19 protein-coding genes are annotated in these 16083 nt (G+C 60.0%); 11 read left to right on the top strand and 8 right to left on the bottom strand.

Annotation, left to right across the window (positions count from 1 at the left end; genetic code table 11):
* Positions 1 to 6: 6 nt before the first annotated feature.
* A complete protein-coding gene (locus ACI2KS_RS12115) occupies positions 7 to 339 on the bottom strand; it encodes a hypothetical protein (protein WP_404620390.1) in 333 nt (110 codons plus the stop codon).
* A 225-nt stretch (positions 340 to 564) separates the two neighbouring features.
* Positions 565 to 1116, bottom strand: coding sequence for a GNAT family N-acetyltransferase (locus ACI2KS_RS12110; protein WP_404620388.1), 552 nt, complete (start codon positions 1114 to 1116; stop codon positions 565 to 567).
* 336 nt (positions 1117 to 1452) lie between these two features.
* On the opposite strand from ACI2KS_RS12110, the gene ACI2KS_RS12105 reads away from it, so the two are divergent.
* The gene (locus ACI2KS_RS12105; protein WP_404620386.1) at positions 1453 to 1692 is read left to right on the top strand and encodes a hypothetical protein; all 240 of its coding nucleotides are present in this window, start codon (positions 1453 to 1455) and stop codon (positions 1690 to 1692) included.
* A 59-nt stretch (positions 1693 to 1751) separates the two neighbouring features.
* Positions 1752 to 1913 carry a DUF2986 domain-containing protein gene (locus ACI2KS_RS12100; protein WP_404620385.1) on the top strand — a complete coding sequence of 54 codons (162 nt, stop codon included), beginning with the start codon at positions 1752 to 1754 and terminating at the stop codon, positions 1911 to 1913.
* 27 nt (positions 1914 to 1940) lie between these two features.
* Here the strand turns inward: ACI2KS_RS12100 and ACI2KS_RS12095 are convergent, their stop codons facing one another.
* From ACI2KS_RS12095 to ACI2KS_RS12085, 3 genes are all read right to left on the bottom strand, one after another.
* Positions 1941 to 2459, bottom strand: a complete 519-nt coding sequence (locus ACI2KS_RS12095) for a cysteine hydrolase family protein (protein WP_404620383.1) — start codon at positions 2457 to 2459, stop codon at positions 1941 to 1943.
* Between the two features lie 84 nt (positions 2460 to 2543).
* Positions 2544 to 3347 (bottom strand): GNAT family N-acetyltransferase, encoded by an 804-nt coding sequence (locus tag ACI2KS_RS12090; protein ID WP_404620381.1) that lies wholly within the window; start codon positions 3345 to 3347, stop codon positions 2544 to 2546.
* Positions 3348 to 3370: 23 nt separating this feature from the next.
* A complete protein-coding gene (locus tag ACI2KS_RS12085; protein WP_404620379.1) occupies positions 3371 to 3613 on the bottom strand; it encodes a hypothetical protein in 243 nt (80 codons plus the stop codon).
* Positions 3614 to 3908: 295 nt separating this feature from the next.
* Here ACI2KS_RS12085 and ACI2KS_RS12080 point away from each other — a divergent pair, with 295 nt between their 5' ends.
* The 4 genes from ACI2KS_RS12080 to arsH are packed head-to-tail and all read left to right on the top strand — an operon-like array spanning position 3909 to position 6774.
* Positions 3909 to 4256, top strand: coding sequence for a metalloregulator ArsR/SmtB family transcription factor (locus ACI2KS_RS12080; RefSeq protein WP_404620377.1), 348 nt, complete (start codon positions 3909 to 3911; stop codon positions 4254 to 4256).
* A gap of 20 nt (positions 4257 to 4276) precedes the next feature.
* Positions 4277 to 5560, top strand: coding sequence for an arsenic transporter (locus tag ACI2KS_RS12075; protein ID WP_404620375.1), 1284 nt, complete (start codon positions 4277 to 4279; stop codon positions 5558 to 5560).
* A 29-nt stretch (positions 5561 to 5589) separates the two neighbouring features.
* Positions 5590 to 6060 carry an arsenate reductase ArsC gene (locus ACI2KS_RS12070; RefSeq protein WP_404620373.1) on the top strand — a complete coding sequence of 157 codons (471 nt, stop codon included), beginning with the start codon at positions 5590 to 5592 and terminating at the stop codon, positions 6058 to 6060.
* A gap of 12 nt (positions 6061 to 6072) precedes the next feature.
* The gene (gene arsH, locus ACI2KS_RS12065) at positions 6073 to 6774 is read left to right on the top strand and encodes an arsenical resistance protein ArsH (RefSeq protein ID WP_404620371.1); all 702 of its coding nucleotides are present in this window, start codon (positions 6073 to 6075) and stop codon (positions 6772 to 6774) included.
* Positions 6775 to 6888: 114 nt separating this feature from the next.
* Here the strand turns inward: arsH and ACI2KS_RS12060 are convergent, their stop codons facing one another.
* On the bottom strand, positions 6889 to 8094 hold the full coding sequence (locus ACI2KS_RS12060) for an MFS transporter (protein WP_404620369.1): 1206 nt from the start codon (positions 8092 to 8094) through the stop codon (positions 6889 to 6891).
* 110 nt (positions 8095 to 8204) lie between these two features.
* On the opposite strand from ACI2KS_RS12060, the gene ACI2KS_RS12055 reads away from it, so the two are divergent.
* Positions 8205 to 8852: a TetR/AcrR family transcriptional regulator gene (locus tag ACI2KS_RS12055; RefSeq protein ID WP_404620367.1), complete on the top strand. Its 648-nt coding sequence runs from the start codon at positions 8205 to 8207 to the stop codon at positions 8850 to 8852.
* Between the two features lie 224 nt (positions 8853 to 9076).
* On the opposite strand, the gene ACI2KS_RS12050 is transcribed toward ACI2KS_RS12055, so the two are convergent.
* Positions 9077 to 10564: an MFS transporter gene (locus ACI2KS_RS12050; protein WP_404620366.1), complete on the bottom strand. Its 1488-nt coding sequence runs from the start codon at positions 10562 to 10564 to the stop codon at positions 9077 to 9079.
* Between the two features lie 93 nt (positions 10565 to 10657).
* On the opposite strand from ACI2KS_RS12050, the gene ftrA reads away from it, so the two are divergent.
* The 4 genes from ftrA (at position 10658) to ACI2KS_RS12030 (ending at position 15384) form a co-directional block, all read left to right on the top strand.
* Positions 10658 to 11650, top strand: a complete 993-nt coding sequence (ftrA, locus tag ACI2KS_RS12045) for a transcriptional regulator FtrA (RefSeq protein WP_404620364.1) — start codon at positions 10658 to 10660, stop codon at positions 11648 to 11650.
* Between the two features lie 382 nt (positions 11651 to 12032).
* Positions 12033 to 13448, top strand: coding sequence for an MFS transporter (locus tag ACI2KS_RS12040; RefSeq protein ID WP_404620362.1), 1416 nt, complete (start codon positions 12033 to 12035; stop codon positions 13446 to 13448).
* 88 nt (positions 13449 to 13536) lie between these two features.
* Positions 13537 to 13968, top strand: a complete 432-nt coding sequence (locus tag ACI2KS_RS12035; protein WP_404620360.1) for a nuclear transport factor 2 family protein — start codon at positions 13537 to 13539, stop codon at positions 13966 to 13968.
* A gap of 399 nt (positions 13969 to 14367) precedes the next feature.
* A complete protein-coding gene (locus tag ACI2KS_RS12030) occupies positions 14368 to 15384 on the top strand; it encodes an L-dopachrome tautomerase-related protein (protein WP_404620358.1) in 1017 nt (338 codons plus the stop codon).
* Positions 15385 to 15545: 161 nt separating this feature from the next.
* On the opposite strand, the gene ACI2KS_RS12025 is transcribed toward ACI2KS_RS12030, so the two are convergent.
* Positions 15546 to 15980: a response regulator gene (locus ACI2KS_RS12025; protein ID WP_404620356.1), complete on the bottom strand. Its 435-nt coding sequence runs from the start codon at positions 15978 to 15980 to the stop codon at positions 15546 to 15548.
* Between the last annotated feature and the right edge of the window lie 103 nt (positions 15981 to 16083).

Below are 16083 nucleotides of genomic sequence, written 5' to 3'. Positions count from 1 at the left end.
GCCGCCTCACATGGTTTTGACCGACACCACTTCGACAAACCTGAATTTCTTTCTGGCCGCCTTGGTCGCTTCTTGCTCCGCCAGCAGGGTGCTCAGCGTATCCGCCTCATGCACGATCTCGTGCATCTGGCCTTCGAACTCATTGCCCACCCGCAGGGTGACCCTGAGCCTTGGAGTAAAGGCTTTGGCAATCTTCTTTTTCGCCACGGTCTTCACCGGCGGCTCGATCACGATCTGCGGGACCGGGTCTGGCGCCGCTGGCGCACTCACCGGCGCTGGGGACTCGGCACCACCGAACAGCGCGCGGCGCATCTCTTCTTCCGTCAATTCTGTATTCATGCGATTTCTCAGGGGTGTGAGGATTAACCAGACCGATTCTACCAGCAAGGCCGGTTTTTAGAGCAGCGACACTTTGCGCCACCCCGCTGGATCTGCCGTGGCAAGCATCGGAACTGCTTGCCGCCGCTGCCCTGACCACATGCCATCGGCCTACCCTCCCGCGCCGGTACCCACTGGCGAAACGCCACGGCACGGTTTCGCAGGGCAAAGGCCGTTGGCAAACATCTACTCGCCAGCGCCCAGAAGCAGGCTGTAACGCGTCAACGGCAGCCCTTCGCCGTTCTCTTCGACAACACGCTGACTGGCCGCTTGCGGCATGAAGCCTGACTTTTGGTAGAAGCGGCTGGCGCGCTGGTTGCCATCCAGCACCCATGCGCTGACGCGATGGTAACCCTCGTCGACCAGCCACTGACGCACTGCGGACCACAATGCCGAGCCAATGCCGCGGCCCCAGGCGTGCGGATCCAGGTAGATGGCCATCAGTTCACCGTCGCCTGCGCAGGCGTCCTCGCCACGGCTTGGGCCGAACGAACTCCAGCCGACGATCAAACCTTCCACTTCGGCGACCCGAATGGCCAGGCTTTGCTCCTCGATGGCTTTGCTCAGGAACGCCACGCGTCGTTCCACGCTGCCATCCAGCGCGCTCAGGTAGCCATCGGAGAGCAGCCCCCGATAAGTCGCCTGCCAACTGCGAATGTGCAGCATGGCAATCGCTTGGGCGTCATCGGGGACAGGGGCACGGATCAGCAGCCCGGGCACTTGGCTGGGGTCATTCATGGCAGTGATATCTCAAGGTTATAGATCGCGTGGAGCAAACCTCGCACTCTTCATGCCAGCCAACAGAGGGCCGCGAATCAGGCGTCTAGCGAACTGCAGACAGCGCCACCGTGCATCACTTCAGGCAAACTGCTGAATCAGTGTCGGCAACCGAGCAAGCCGTTGCGCGGCGGCATGGATCGTTCTGGCAATTCGTCGATGGCGTGACGCCTGCCGCAGAGCGTGGACGATACTGTTCGTCAGCAAGGCGATTGAAGTCTCGACATATGCCACTCTTTGCGGCGCCGTGTTGCATACTTGCCAAACGCACAGCGCCCACCTTCATCCGGACCTCACATGACCCCCAACGCAGAACACTACAACCCTTCGACCGAATATGCCGACAAGTTGATTTCGCGCATTGGACAGACACCCTTGTGGATCGCCAAGCGTATCGGTGTAACCGACAAGCGCATCAAGTACATTCTTGAAGGCGAAAGGACGGTCAAGGGCGAGACCACACCCATCCAAATGACGTACACAGAGCAATTTGCCCTTGAGTGCCTGGCCGCAGAGGCCAAAGCCCAGAAGAAATAGATCCGGCTCGATCGTCTTGAGCTCAGATCGCTGAAAAACTCAAAAGCCGGTAGAACCGTATGAATCGTCGTAAAAAGATCAAACAACTGTTACAGGCGCATGCCAAGAAGGCCAGCGCCAAGCTCGCCCCTGCCAGCAAGACCCGGTACATCAGTAAGGCTGACCGGTTGAAACTGGCTGCCGAATCCAGTCCGGAGTCGGACACGCCTGCTCCGAGCTGATGGTTGTAGCCCAAGCTGCACCGGTGTCTACAGATCCTGTGGCTGGCCGGTGTGGGCGCGGGAGTCAGAGGCTTGAAGCTCGGCAAGCACCTGCGCCCTGGTGATGACCTGGCCGAAGTGATGCTTCCACAGGTCAATCCCCAGCTGGCCTGACCTGTCCATCGATGACCCCACCGTCAGATCGGTCACCAGCGTAGGGGCCAGCCCTGCATCGAACAGCGCAAACCCGGCGGCGAGCACGCAGGTCTCGGTCTGCATGCCACACACCAGCACACGCTCCACACCCATTTGTCTGATGTAGTCGATGGTCTCGACAGTCTGCCCGTAGCCATGCTTCACAAATACCTTGTCTGCCTCGACCAGGCTCTGATCCTGTGCCGCCGGATGCCAGCCCAGCTGCCGGTGGAATGGCGTGACCTGCTCATCATGCAGCTCGACCGAGGCAATGGTCGGGATCTGTGCAGAGAACGCCCGCGCACCGTCGACAAGCCACTCCGGGGGACTGAACGTGGACTGGATATCGACGATAAGTAAAACCTGACGCATGGGCTTGTCTCGAACGCTGCCTGAGGGGCCCGCAGTATATCGTTCGATGCGCTTATGGCGGTCAAAAGCAATCGGCAACCGGGGTTACTCAGGGTCGTGCAAGCGATACAGGCCCTGGGCATGCGATACCTTCAATCCTGCTCGCTGCAAATTGCGCCGGCTTTGCGAGTTGGCCAATGCAGTGGCCGCAACCAGACTGCAACCGTGTTCCCTGGCCTGACCCACCCGGTGAGCGATCAGTGCTGCATGATAGCCTCGCCCGCGCGCTTGTTTACCTGTGGCCGCGGTGCCAAGGTACGCCACACCATTGCTCGCAAGGTACATCACGGCGCACGCAACCACCTCTGCACCTTCCTTGATCACATAGATTTTCAACGAATCATCTGCCTGCAAACTGTCGAACGACGCCTGATTGACCAGCCGCTGCGCCGCTTTGGTATGAAAGCCATCGGCATGGATCTTTGCGAAGGCGCGAAACGTCTGCGGGGTGATCTGCTCGATGTCGAACGGATGGTCACTGACCAGCGTCTGCTCGATGGCACAAGCGAGCTGCAAGTGCGTCCACCCCTTCAAGCGCTGCAGCTGACGACCGGCCATGCACACATTGTGTTCCAGGGATGACGGCGGCCCGATCAGGGCTGTGACGGCCGAACAGTCAACCGAGCGGGCCAGCAGGTCCACGATGGCCTGTGGCTCGTGGGTGCTGTCGCCGTAGATGCGGTTAAGCATGGGGCTGGGCGAGGCTGTCACCTGAAAACACGCCTGCCCTGCATTTGAGAAAACCTCGGCGCCGTAGGGATTACCCGCGATGCGGGTCAGGTTCTGCACGCGCGTGCGCAAGTAATCCCTTTCAGCGGCCTCGATACGAAGGGCGGTTTCGACATCCATGTGCATCTCTACTGTTCCTGGTGCTAAGCGATCACCCCGGTCATCGCGGTGAAATGGCTTTGCCTGTTGCGCAGTTTATCGAGGACTTCAGCCGGGGTCGATTCGCGGAAAACCACCATGTGGCCCACGTCCTTGCCGCCCTCGGTGACCCGTTCTATATCGTTGATCATCCAGGTTTTCAGCTCCTCGACGCTGATGCCCAACTCCGTCGCCACCTGAAGCTCGAAGCGTTGCGCATCGTACTGATTGAACTGGTCGTTATTCATCGCTGTGTCCTCTTGCCGGTTGTCAGGTTAAGGCCGCGAAGCCGCGCAGCAGTTCCAACCAATAGCAGTGAATAATGAGCGGCGGCTAATGGCGCAAAACCCTAGGCGATTCCCGCACTCGTGGCAGTGGCCGGCAGATAAGGTGTGCGCGTGCAAAGCGCGGACACCCGCCACCCCATATGCCGCCCTTTTCGTCCTGCGTACTTGATCGAGCGGCCCATCCGTTTCGACATCCGGGTTGCCATAGACATATGGATATGCGTATATTCGATTATCCATATTTAAGGCACTTCCCATGATCACTCCTCCTGAGGTCTTCAAAAGCCTGGCTGACGAAACTCGCGCTCGGGCCACGCTGCTGATCGCAAGCCAAGGCGAGCTGTGCGTCTGCGAGCTGATGTGCGCGTTGGATGACAGCCAGCCAAAAATCAGCCGTCATCTTGCACAACTGCGCAGCAGCGGGCTGTTGCTGGACCGTCGTCAAGGCCAGTGGGTCTACTACCGCCTCAACCCCGACCTGCCAAGGTGGGTGAATGAGATGCTTGAGGTGACGATGCTGGCCAACGCAGATTGGCTGCAGATCAACGCCGCACGCCTGCAGAACATGGACGGGCGCCCTGTCCGCGAAACCGCCTGCTGCTGAATCGACCGAGCGAGCCTGTGATGCTGTCTGCCGTTGCTGTTTTCGTATTCACCCTCATCCTGGTCATCTGGCAGCCCAGAGGGCTGGGTGTAGGCTGGAGTGCGGCCCTGGGTGCCGTGCTCGCCCTTGCCGTGGGTGCGGTCTCACTGCAGGATATTCCGACGGTCTGGGCCATCGTCTGGAATGCCACCGCGACCTTCATTGCGATCATCGTCATCAGCCTGCTACTTGATGAAGCTGGGTTCTTCCAATGGGCGGCGCTTCACGTCGCGCGCTGGGCCAATGGCAGTGGCTATCGGCTTTTTGCCTTCTGCATCTTGCTGGGCGCGGCGGTCTCGGCACTGTTCGCCAACGACGGCGCGGCGCTGATCCTGACCCCGATCGTCATGTCGATGCTGATGGCGTTGCGTTTCTCCCCCGCAGCGACCCTGGCGTTTGTCATGGCCGCAGGATTTATCGCGGACACGGCCAGCTTGCCGCTGGTGGTATCAAACCTGGTCAACATCGTCTCCGCCGACTACTTCCACCTCGGCTTTGCTGAGTACGCCTCGGTGATGGCGCCGGTGAACCTGGTCAGTGTCGCCGCCACGCTGCTGGTGTTGTTTCTGTTCTTTCGCCGCGACCTGCCAAGGCAGTATCCGCTCGATGCCCTGCAGCACCCCAAAGCCGCCATCCGTGACCCTGCCACGTTCATTGTCGGCGGGTGGATTTTGCTGGCTCTGCTCCTCGGACTGTTCGCGCTGGAACCGCTGGGCATCCCGATCAGCGTGGTTGCCGCCACCTGCGCCGCCATCCTTTTTGCGGTGGCAGCCCGAGGCCAGCGGATCTCGACCCGCCGGGTATTGCGCGAAGCCCCCTGGCAGGTGGTGATCTTCTCCCTGGGCATGTACCTGGTTGTCTACGGCTTGAAAAATGCCGGGCTCACGGATCTGCTTACCCGGGTGCTCGATTCACTGGCAGCGAACGGATTGTGGAGCGCCACCCTGGGCACCGGCCTGCTCTCGGCGTTGCTCTCTTCAGTGATGAACAACATGCCCAGCGTGCTGCTGGGGGCGTTGTCGATCCAGGCCAGCGGCGCCGAAGGTGTGGTGCGTGAGGCAATGATCTACGCCAACGTCATCGGCTGCGACCTGGGCCCGAAAATCACCCCGATCGGAAGTCTTGCCACGCTGCTCTGGCTGCACGTGCTGGAACGCAAAGGCATGCGCATCACCTGGGGTTATTACTTCAAGGTCGGCGTCTGGCTGACTCTGCCGGTTCTATTGATCACCCTTTGTGCCCTGGCCCTGCGCCTGAGCCTTTGATGCCCGCCACACGGCGGCAGGAGCTATCGATGCGAGTTCTGTTCATGTGCACGGCCAACAGCTGTCGCAGCATATTGTCCGAAGCGCTGTTTAATCACCTGGCACCCGCAGGCTTTGAAGCGGTGAGTTCCGGAAGCCATCCCGGAGGACAGGTTCTGCCTCGCACCCTGACCACCCTGCAACTGGCCGGCGTCTCGACCGAAGGGCTGAGCAGCAAGGGCAATGATGCGTTCAGGGATTGCCCTGCGGATATTGTCATCACGGTCTGCGACAAGGCGGCTGGCGAGGCCTGTCCGGTCTATTTCGGCCCGGCGCTGAAGTCGCACTGGGGGCTGGAGGATCCTTCAGACGTCGCCGGTGATGAGCGAGCAGTGAACGCGGCATTCGCCGCGACGCTGGCGCATATCGAAAGACGCTGCCGAGCGTTTTTCGAACTTCCATTGAGCCTCATGAACCCGCAAGAGCTCAAGCGCGAGCTTGACCGAATCGCCACCCTTTAAGCAGGAGCACCTATGTCAGAAGAACTGCACAACCTCGATCTCAGCCTGTTTGACATCGAGCCGCCATCAACGCCGTCAAGCACTCACAAGCCGCGCATCCTCCTGCTGTATGGATCGACACGCGAGCGCTCTTTCAGCCGTCTGGCGGTAGAAGAAGCAGCACGCCTGCTCGAGCACTTTGGCGCTGAGGTACGTATTTTCAATCCCTCAGGCCTGCCGCTGCCGGACGATGTACCGGTGGAGCATCCAAAAGTGCAGGAGCTGCGTGATCTGGTGCTGTGGTCGGAAGGTCAGGTGTGGTGCTCACCGGAGCGCCACGGCGCCATGTCGGCGGTGTTCAAGGCGCAGATCGACTGGATTCCCCTGGCGCTCGGCGCCGTTCGCCCGACTCAGGGCAAAACCCTGGCGGTCATGCAGGTGTGCGGCGGCTCGCAGTCATTCAATGTGGTCAACCAGCTGCGGGTACTGGGCCGGTGGATGCGCATGGTCACCATCCCGAACCAATCTTCCGTCCCGAAGGCCTATATGGAGTTCGATGACCACAATCGCATGAAGCCGTCGCCCTACTACGACCGTATCGTCGACGTGATGGAAGAGCTGGTGAAGTTCACCCTGCTGCTGCGTGACCGCAAGGACTTTCTGGTGGACAGGTACTCTGAGCGCAAAGAGTCTGCCGAGCAGCTTTCCTCGCGCGTCAATCAGCGCTCGATCTGAATGGCAAGGCCACGGTGGCGGCCATTGACGCGAGCGTTTTTCGGCCCTTGTGACCACTTCTCTCTGTGTCTCAGGACAACAAACGCTGGCAGGCAATCAACGCAGTCGCAGGGCTCAATGATCAGTGGCACCGTGGCCGGCAAACCTCTCTCCCTGGGGAAAGCCACTCACCCGCGCTCGACACGCTATGGCAAGGCTTCCCAGCACCAACGCCAGCAACACCCAAGGAAAAGCGCTCGCCCCCCACTGGCCCAGCAACATCCCGCCTAACAGTCCGCCGCCCGCGATGGCGCCGTTCCAGGCCACCACGTTCATCGAAAGTGCAGCGTCGGCGCCTTCGCCTGCTGCGTCGGCCAGCGCCGTTTGCAGCAATGTTGCGGCGCCCCCGAAGGTCATGCCCCAGATGAACACGCCGATATAAATGGCCATGGCAGAACCTGGGAACATGCCGAAGAAAACCGAAACGGCGGCGAAGGTGGCGAGGCTGACCAACACCGCTGTTCGTAGATGGCGATCGACCAGCCGACCCGTTAGCCAAATGCCCGCCAGCGCCGCCGTACCGAATACCAGCAGCACCAAATCAACATGACGGCCAAGCCCGGCGGCAGAAACAAAGGGTGCGACATAGGTATAAAGGATGTTGTGGGCCAGCATCCAGGTGACTACCACGCCGAGAACGGAGCGCACGCCGGGCGTGAACAAGACCTGGCGCAAAGCAATGCGTTGCGATTGTGATTGACCCGGGTAGTCCGGGACTTTGATCAGCACCCATGCGATCAATACCAGGGTCAGTCCGGACATCACGGCAAACGACATGCGCCACCCAATCGCCCCACCGAGCCAGGTTCCAAGGGGTACACCCAATGACAACGCGATGGGCGTACCCACCATCGCTACCGCCATGGCGCGACCCTGTAAGTCGGGGTTGACCATTCGCCGTGCGTAGCCGCCGATCAGACTCCAGGCCAATCCCGCAGAGACACCGGCAAAAAAACGCGCAATCAGGGTCAGCCAGTATGTAGAAGACAGCGCCGTGAGGGAGTTGAACAGCAGGAAGCCGACGACCGTGAACAGCAGTACCGTCCGGCGGCGCCAGCTTCGCGTCGCGATCGTCAGCGGGATGGCTGCCAGCAATGATCCTAGCGCATACACGGTCACCATCTGCCCCGCCCAAGATGGGGACACGCCCAAACCATCGCCAATTTCAGGCAGCAACCCGGCTGGCAGCGTCTCCGTCACAATGCAGATAAAACCGGTCATCGCCAGCGCCAGCAGTGCCCCGTACGGCAGCGTCGCGCCCTGTCGCTCATTCGTCATCATTGGACCCCTCCGACTAATATACTGATCGGTATGAATATAGGTAGACGAGGGACGATGGTCAATGACTTATGTATCGACTAGTATCTATATGACTGGAAAAGGGGGTACTCATGGCTCGAATGGGACGGCCGCGCACGTTTGACCGTGACGTGGCAATCACGCAGGCAATGCATCTGTTTTGGCAGCATGGCTACGATGCGACTTCGCTCAGCCAGCTCAAGGCCAGCATCGGCGGCGGCATCACTGCGCCGAGCTTTTATGCCGCTTTTGGCTCCAAGCAGGCGCTGTTCAGTGAAGTGATGGAGCGTTATCTGAACACCCATGGTCGGGTGACCGAAAGCCTGTTCGACACCACCCTGCCCCCCAGGGACGCTATCGAACGCACGCTGCGTCGCTCGGCAAAAATGCAGTGTGAGCCAGACCATCCCAAAGGCTGCCTGGTGTCACTGGGTTTGCTGAGTGCGTGCACGCAAGAAAGCCAAGCCATATCCCGGCCACTCGCTGAGGCAAGAGCCTTGAACCGTGCTGCGATGGTGGCGTGTATCGAACGTGCCATGGCTGCGGGTGAGCTGCCAGCAACGGTGGCGCCGGCAGCGCTGGCCGCCATGTTCGACAGTTTCCTGCTGGGCATGTCGGTACTGGCGCGCGACGGCGCGTCGTTCAAGACGCTGAACGCAGCAGTCACTCAGGTCATGACCGTCTGGGACGCGCTGCGCAGCGCCAGCCCGATCGCGCAAAACGCTCAACCGGCTGCCTGATTGTCCGTAGCTGAACGAAGTCATCCTGGCGGGCGCACTGTGGTTGGACGGCGTGCAGGGTTCGCTACCTGACAAGCTGCTAGCGGCTGTCAGCGTCATCAGGGGGCGGGGTGAGGCGCTGGGAAATTGTCGTCCGGCCAGTAGCGGGCAGACGCGGACACTCATGGCTGTCCGCTTTCTGCCCAACACTGCCTTCTGCGAGGGGCACCTGACGCTATCGCAGATCAGGCAGTTTTCAGAACCACACCACTGGCCCATGGCTTGAACACCAGAACGCTCGCCAACGCCGCCACCCATACGCTTGCGACGCCGTACAACAGCACCCATGTGAAACCATGATCAAGTGCCATGTGGAAGGTCGCTGCGGGTAGCGTTTGCTTACCGGCTGCCACCGCCTGGGCCGCAGCCTGCAACATTGAACCATCGCTCGACTCAGGAAGTGCGTGTCGCAGCCCAGCGCTTATACCTTGCACCAATATCCAGCCCATGACCGCGATGTTGATGGCCAGCGAAGTCATCCGGACGCTCATGTCCATGCCCGACGCCATACCGGCACGGGTAGCGGGAACGGAGCCTGTGCTGGTATTGGTCACCGGTGTATTGGTCAGGCCCAACCCGGTCCCGGCCAGCAAGCAGCCGACCGCCATACCGGGTAGCAACAGATCGATATGGCCGATGGATGCACACATCAGACACAAGCCCGCCCCGATCACCAGCAACCCGGCAGGGATCATCACACCCGGATGCAGTTTTAACGCCAGGCGTTCACCCAGCGGCGGCACAAAGAGCGTCGGCAATGTGTAGGCCAGCATCAGTACGCCCGCTTCCCCTGTACCCAGCCCTATCCCCGCCTGAAGATAGATAGGCAAGTAGATCATCAGCGGCCAGAAACTGAAGTTCATGCCTGCCGAGCCCAGCAGCGCCCCGGAAAACCCTCGGATGCGAAACACCGAAAAATCCATCATCGGTTGGCGGGCGACCCGTTGCCAGACCACGAAGGCTACGCACGCAAGCAGGCTCAATGACAGGATCACCCCGGCTTGTAGAATCGACATGTCAGGCTGCGAGCCTTGAATGATCAGGTAGGTCAAACCGAACACGGCTGATGCCAACAACACCATACCCAGGCCATCGGGCTTGCCAGTGCTCGCCTCGCTCGAGGCTTGCACCCCGGCACCTGCCAGAACGCAAGTGATCGCGGCTAACGGCACATGGATCAGAAACACCCACTTCCAATTGGCTAGCGCGAGGATACCCGTGCCAATGATCGGTCCCAGTCCCAGGCCAGCACCAAAAACGATCCCCCACACCGCGAAGGCCTTGCTGCGTTCACGGGCCAGGGGGAACTGCCGGGACAGAATGGCAATCTGGGACACCAACATGGCACCACCACTGGCCCCCTGAACCGCGCGGGCGATGATGAGTATCGCGGCGCTGCCGCTCAGGCCGCAGGCCAACGAAGCCAGGCCAAACGCTGCGACGCTGAGGATAAACAAGGCTTTGCGCCCGTAGCGATCCACCAGCGTGCCCACTGCCATCAGCACGGTCGTGCAAGCGAGTGTGTAGGCGTTCATGATCCATTGCAGGTCACTGAACTGAATGTCCAGTAGTGTTTCGAGGGTGGGCAATATCACCGGGATACTGGAGATTTCCAGACCAAACATCATCGCTGCCACACAAACAGCGGCCAGCGCCTTGACCGAATCCTTCATGCTGCACCCTTCCCTGACCACAATGAGTGCAGCGATGATCAAGGACTCGACGCCTGGTGGAAATCGGCGCAAACGCCATGTATCGTCAACTTCATGCCAAAACACCCATCCGACGCAATCCCCTTCAACAGACGTCTGGTCATTCTGGCGTACGACCAGCTGTGTACCTTTGAATTCGGCACTGCCATTGAAGCCTTCGGGCGCAACGACCCGCAGCTCGAATCACCCCTCTATGACGTGAGTGTGGCTGCGGCCGAGCCCGGTCCACTAAGGGCTTTCGGCGGCGTGCAGATCTGCGTGGAAGGTGGCCTGGAGCTGCTGGAACAGGCGGGTACCATCGTCATTCCCGGGTGGCGCGATCTGGCTCAAGAGGTGCCTTGCGATTTGCTCGATGCGCTCAAGGCGGCCAGTCAACGTGGCTGCCGCATCGTCACCATCTGCGCCGGCACCTTTGTGCTGGCGGCCACCGGTTTGCTGGCCGGCCGACGCGCGACCACCCATTGGCACCATCACCAGGCCTTGGCCCAGGCATATCCAGATGTTCAGGTCGAACCCTCGGTGCTGTACGTGGACGAGGGCAATCTGTTGACCTCGGCCGGCTGCGCGTCCGGACTCGATGCGTGCCTGCATCTGATCCGCCGAGACTTTGGCCCTGAGGCGGCCAACCGGGCTGCGCGCCGTATGGTGACACCACCCCACCGGCTGGGATGCCAGGCGCAATACATCGAACAGGCGGTGACGGTCAGATCCGCGAGCAGCCTGGCGCCACTGCTGGACAAACTACGGGCCAGCCCGGACAACGGTCTAGACATCGAAAGCATGGCGCGCAGCGCCCACATGAGTCGCCGGACATTTCTGCGCCGCTTTCACGATGCCACTGGCACCACGCCTTCCAACTGGTTGCTAGGGGTCAGGCTTGAGCGCGCCAAGGCACTCCTGGAAACCAGCACATTGCCCATGCCACTGATTGCCGAACAGTGCGGCTTCGGTACGGCCGCTACCTTGCGGCACCATTTTCGCAAAAACCTGAACAGCAGCCCAAGCTGTTATCGCAAGCAGTTTGCTCGGGCAGAATTGGCACTTTGAAGTGTGCGCGGCGCTGGGGCACGGCAAACCTGCCGGGGTGGCGACACAACCGGATATTGACAACCTCCTGAAACGCTCGCTATAACTACACCGTTGTACGACGACAGACGAATTACGTCTGCGTCTCCACTAACAATAAAAATGTCGGTCACCCTCATGAATTCGACTTGCTTGTTCATCTCCCCAAATTCCCTGTGCATCGGCACTTCGCTGGCCTTGTGCGGCCATGGGACGTCCGGTCCGCCCACCAACACCCTTCACACCACGCTTCAAAGCACTTGTTAGACGTCTGACTCCGGGCTCCGCGCCCAGGGGGCGTACGCGTGCGCTCTCGCGAGTACGATCGCGAGATCATCACCCAACCAATAATAATAGTGACGTCATGAATCTGAACGAGTCCACCCATCCGCAAAGCATCACTCAGGCGGCCACCCGGTCCGTCGGCAAATACCGCTGGACGATCTGCGCGCTGCTGTTTTTTGCGACGACGGTCAATTACCTGGATCGACAGGTGCTCAGTCTGCTGGCCCCGGATCTGTCCACGCAATTTGGCTGGAGTAATACGGACTACGCCAACATCGCTTCGGTGTTTCAGTTCATTTATGCGATTGCCATGCTTTTCGCCGGTCGCGTGGTCGATAAGATCGGCACCAAGACCGCCTATGTGGTAGCCATTGGCATCTGGTCCACCGGTGCGGTGATGCACGCGTTTGCAGTGCCGCTGGGGCAAGGTATCGGTGCGATCACCAGCGCATTGGGTTTCGCTGCAATTCCGGTGTCCATCGCAGGCTTCATGCTGTCACGGGCGGTACTCGCGGTCGGCGAAGCGGGTAACTTCCCGATCGCGATCAAGGCCACCGCCGAATACTTTCCGAAGAAAGAACGCTCGTTTGCCACCGGCATCTTCAACTCCGGTGCCAACGTCGGCGCGATTGCGGCGCCCATCTGTGTGCCGTTGATCGCGGCGATGTGGGGTTGGGAGTCGGCGTTCATCGTGATTGGCCTGCTGGGTTTCGTCTGGCTGGGCGTGTGGGTGGCGCTGTACGAGAAGCCGGATCAGCAAAAACGCTTGACCGCCGAGGAGCTGGCCTACATCCGCAGTGACGAGGCCGAGCAGGTCAAGGCTGCCCCGGTCCCGGGCGCGCCTGCCAGGAAGGTGTCGTGGTTCAAACTGCTTACCTACCGCCAGACCTGGGCGTTCGCCTTCGGCAAGTTCATGACCGACGGCGTGTGGTGGTTTTTCCTGTTCTGGCTGCCGACGTATCTGTCGGCGCAGTACGGCATGAAAGGCCAGGCCATCGTGATTCCGCTGTTCGTGCTGTACAGCATGACCATGGTCGGCAGCATCGGCGGTGGCTGGTTCCCGAGCTACTTCATGGCCCGCGGTGACAAGCCTTATGACGGCCGAATGAAAGCCATGTTGGTGATCGCGCTGTTCCCGCTGGTGGTGCTGCTGGCGCAACCGTTCGGCTATATCAGCTTCTGGGTACCCGTCCTGTTGATCGGCATCGGCGCGTCGGCGCACCAGGCGTGGTCCTGCAACATCTTCACCACGGTGTCCGACATGTTCCCGCAGAAGACCGTGGCGTCGGTGGTGGGTATAGGCGGCATGGCAGGTGGCTTGGGGGGTGTGGTGATGACCAAGATTGGCGGTTGGGTCTTTGACTATTACAAGTCGATCAACGACATCCATACCGGCTACATGATCATGTTCGCCATCTGCGCCCTGGCTTATCTGGTGGCGTGGAGCGTTATGAAGGTGCTGGTGCCGCGCCATAAAGAAATCACCGATCTTTGATCGTTCCTGACAACCTCATTCTCACTGGCGTCTGCGTGCATCTGCAGAGGATGCGCGTCGACCCGACAACAACAAAAAGGAAATATTGATGCCCAAGTTCAAACTGATAGTCGCCTTTCTCTGTCTGTTTTCAGGCTATGTCGCTGCAGCACCTTCTGCCGACGAGCAGGATGTTGCCAAGGCTGTCGACAAAATGACTCAGGCGATGCTGCACAAGGACACCAAGGCGCTCGGTGCCCTTACCTCAGACAACGTCACTTATGGGCATTCGAGCGGCAAGATTCAGAACAAGCAGGAATTCATTGCTGACATTGAAACGGGCCGCAGCGGTTTCAAAACCCTGCAAATGCTTAACCAGAAAATCACCCTCGATGGCGACGTCGCACTGGTCCGTAACCACTTTTCCGCTCAGGCCGTAAACAGTGGCGTGGAAGTTCCGACCGAGATCGAAAACTTCCAGATCTGGCAGAAACAGCAAGGTCACTGGCTGCTCATCGGCCGTCAGGCATTCAAGTTCTGATCGAGTCCCGAGCGTCCTGTCGGCGTGGGTGATCCTCGATCACCCACGCCGGCAAGCTCTACACACCGCCCGACGCCCCAGATGGTGGTTCCCGTATTACCCCCCTCCCCTTGACACCTTCCTTTCGCCGCCTTGCCGCGTACGCCTCACGCGCATGCCCTGCTGACCAGACACCCTGGCCATGAGCAGCGCATCGCGATCAATACCCCGTCGCTACCGTTACGCCATCCACATGGAACGAAGGCTTGACCCTGATGCTCCACTCAAGACTTGCTGACCCAATCAGGTCTACTTCTGGAGTTGCCCATGAACCGTGGAACAGGTTTCGCGCTTTGCGCTATCACTGCCTTGCTGGCCAACTTGATAGCCGCGCAGAGCGCAGTGGCGGGTCAAACCTATGTGCTCAAGGAAGTGGCCAGCTTTGATCATCAGGTCACCGGTGTGACGGCCAATGAAACAGGCCGGCTTTTCGTCAATTTCCCGAGATGGACCGAGGACTCCGAGGTGTCGGTCGCCGAATTGCTCCCCAACGGCGATCTCAAAGCCTATCCGGACCCCCGATGGAACGCTTGGCGCAACGCCCAACAAGACAGTTTGACTGCGACCGATCACTGGGTTTGCGTACAGTCGGTTGTGGCTGACAAGCGCGGCAGCCTGTGGGTGATCGACGCCGGCGCGCCGGCCCAGGCACAAGTGTTACCGGGCGGCCCCAAGCTGGTGAAAATAGATCTGGCGAGCAACACCGTCGCCAAGGTGTATCCGTTCGGGCTCGACGTTGCGCCTCAGGGCAGCTATCTGAATGACGTACGCCTGAGCCCCGATGGCAAGTTTGCCTATATCACCGACTCCGGCACCAGCGGTGCGCTCGTGGTCGTCAACCTGGAGTCGGGCAAGGCGCGACGTGCGCTGGACGGCGCGCCAAGCACCCAGTTTGAAAAACGCCTGACGGTCAAGGTCGACGGCAAGCCATTGCAACGGCCGGACGGGCGCGGCGTCCAGTTCGCCGCGGATGGCATCGCGCTGTCGCCCAACGGCGACACGCTTTACTGGCAAGCGGTCAAGGGAAAGACCTTGTACCAAATGGCTACAGATGCATTGCAGAGCGCGCCGCTCGCGGATTTGCCTGGCAAGGTGGAAAAGGTCGGCGAGAATGGCCCCGCCGACGGTTTGTTGATTGATAACGCGGGCACGATGTACATCAGCTCCGTGGAGGATCACGCCATCAAGGTCCGCCGCGGCGCCGAGGTCAGCGTGTTGCTCGAGGACAAGAAGATGCGCTGGCCCGACACCTTCACTCAAGGGCCTGACGGGACCGTTTACGTCACCGACTCGCGGATTCCGGACATGAACTTCTACAACCCCAAGCAGGGACCGGCGCTGAAGACTTCGTTGTACAAAATCGTGGTCAAGGATTGAAGGCTCGACGAGCACGGTTGCCGATGGCGCAACTGCGAGCCGGGCGTCCCTGCCTCGAGCCTGCAGTTAAAGAGGCGCCCTGTGGCCAGGGTTTGGCAGGCTTGGCGCTGATTGCTGCGTAACGCCGCAATGCACCGGCCTCGTCTAACGCTGCTGCAGGTTCAAATGCGTCGAACCGCGACACCCGGCTGGAGTAACTCGGCAATTGCCAACACCAGCAGATCGACTGACCAGGGTTTCTGCAAGTAGATCACACCTGCCGGCACAGTTGAGGCATCGAGCTCATAACCGCTCGTGAGGATGGTCGGTGTCCCCGGCCATTTCTGAGCGACCATCGAGGCAAATTCCGTACCCTTGATTTGACCGGGCACGCCATGGTCCGCAATCACCATCACGCATTTATCACGCCCGGACAGCATATGCATCAGCGCGTCGTCAGCTGAGCCAAATGCTTGAGATGACGCCCCGATATCATCCAGGATGTCTATCATCAACGCCCGCAAGATCTCGTCGTCCTCCACCACAACCACATCGCCCACTATCGGCAACAGACCTTCCCAATTTGCGATCAAGGCGTGTGTCTCATCCAGATTCAAGAGAGGTGCAGTCTTTCATTTGTGGTGATTTCATACCAGCCCTGAAGCCATCGCATGGGTGATGCGGCGGGAACGGGCACTGCTCGCCCCTGCCACTGTAGAG

The organism is Pseudomonas sp. NPDC087358 (assembly GCF_044900785.1).
Lineage (GTDB): Bacteria > Pseudomonadota > Gammaproteobacteria > Pseudomonadales > Pseudomonadaceae > Aquipseudomonas.
Note: the sequence above shows the minus strand (reverse complement) of the source record. Positions and strands in the feature narration are given on the sequence as shown.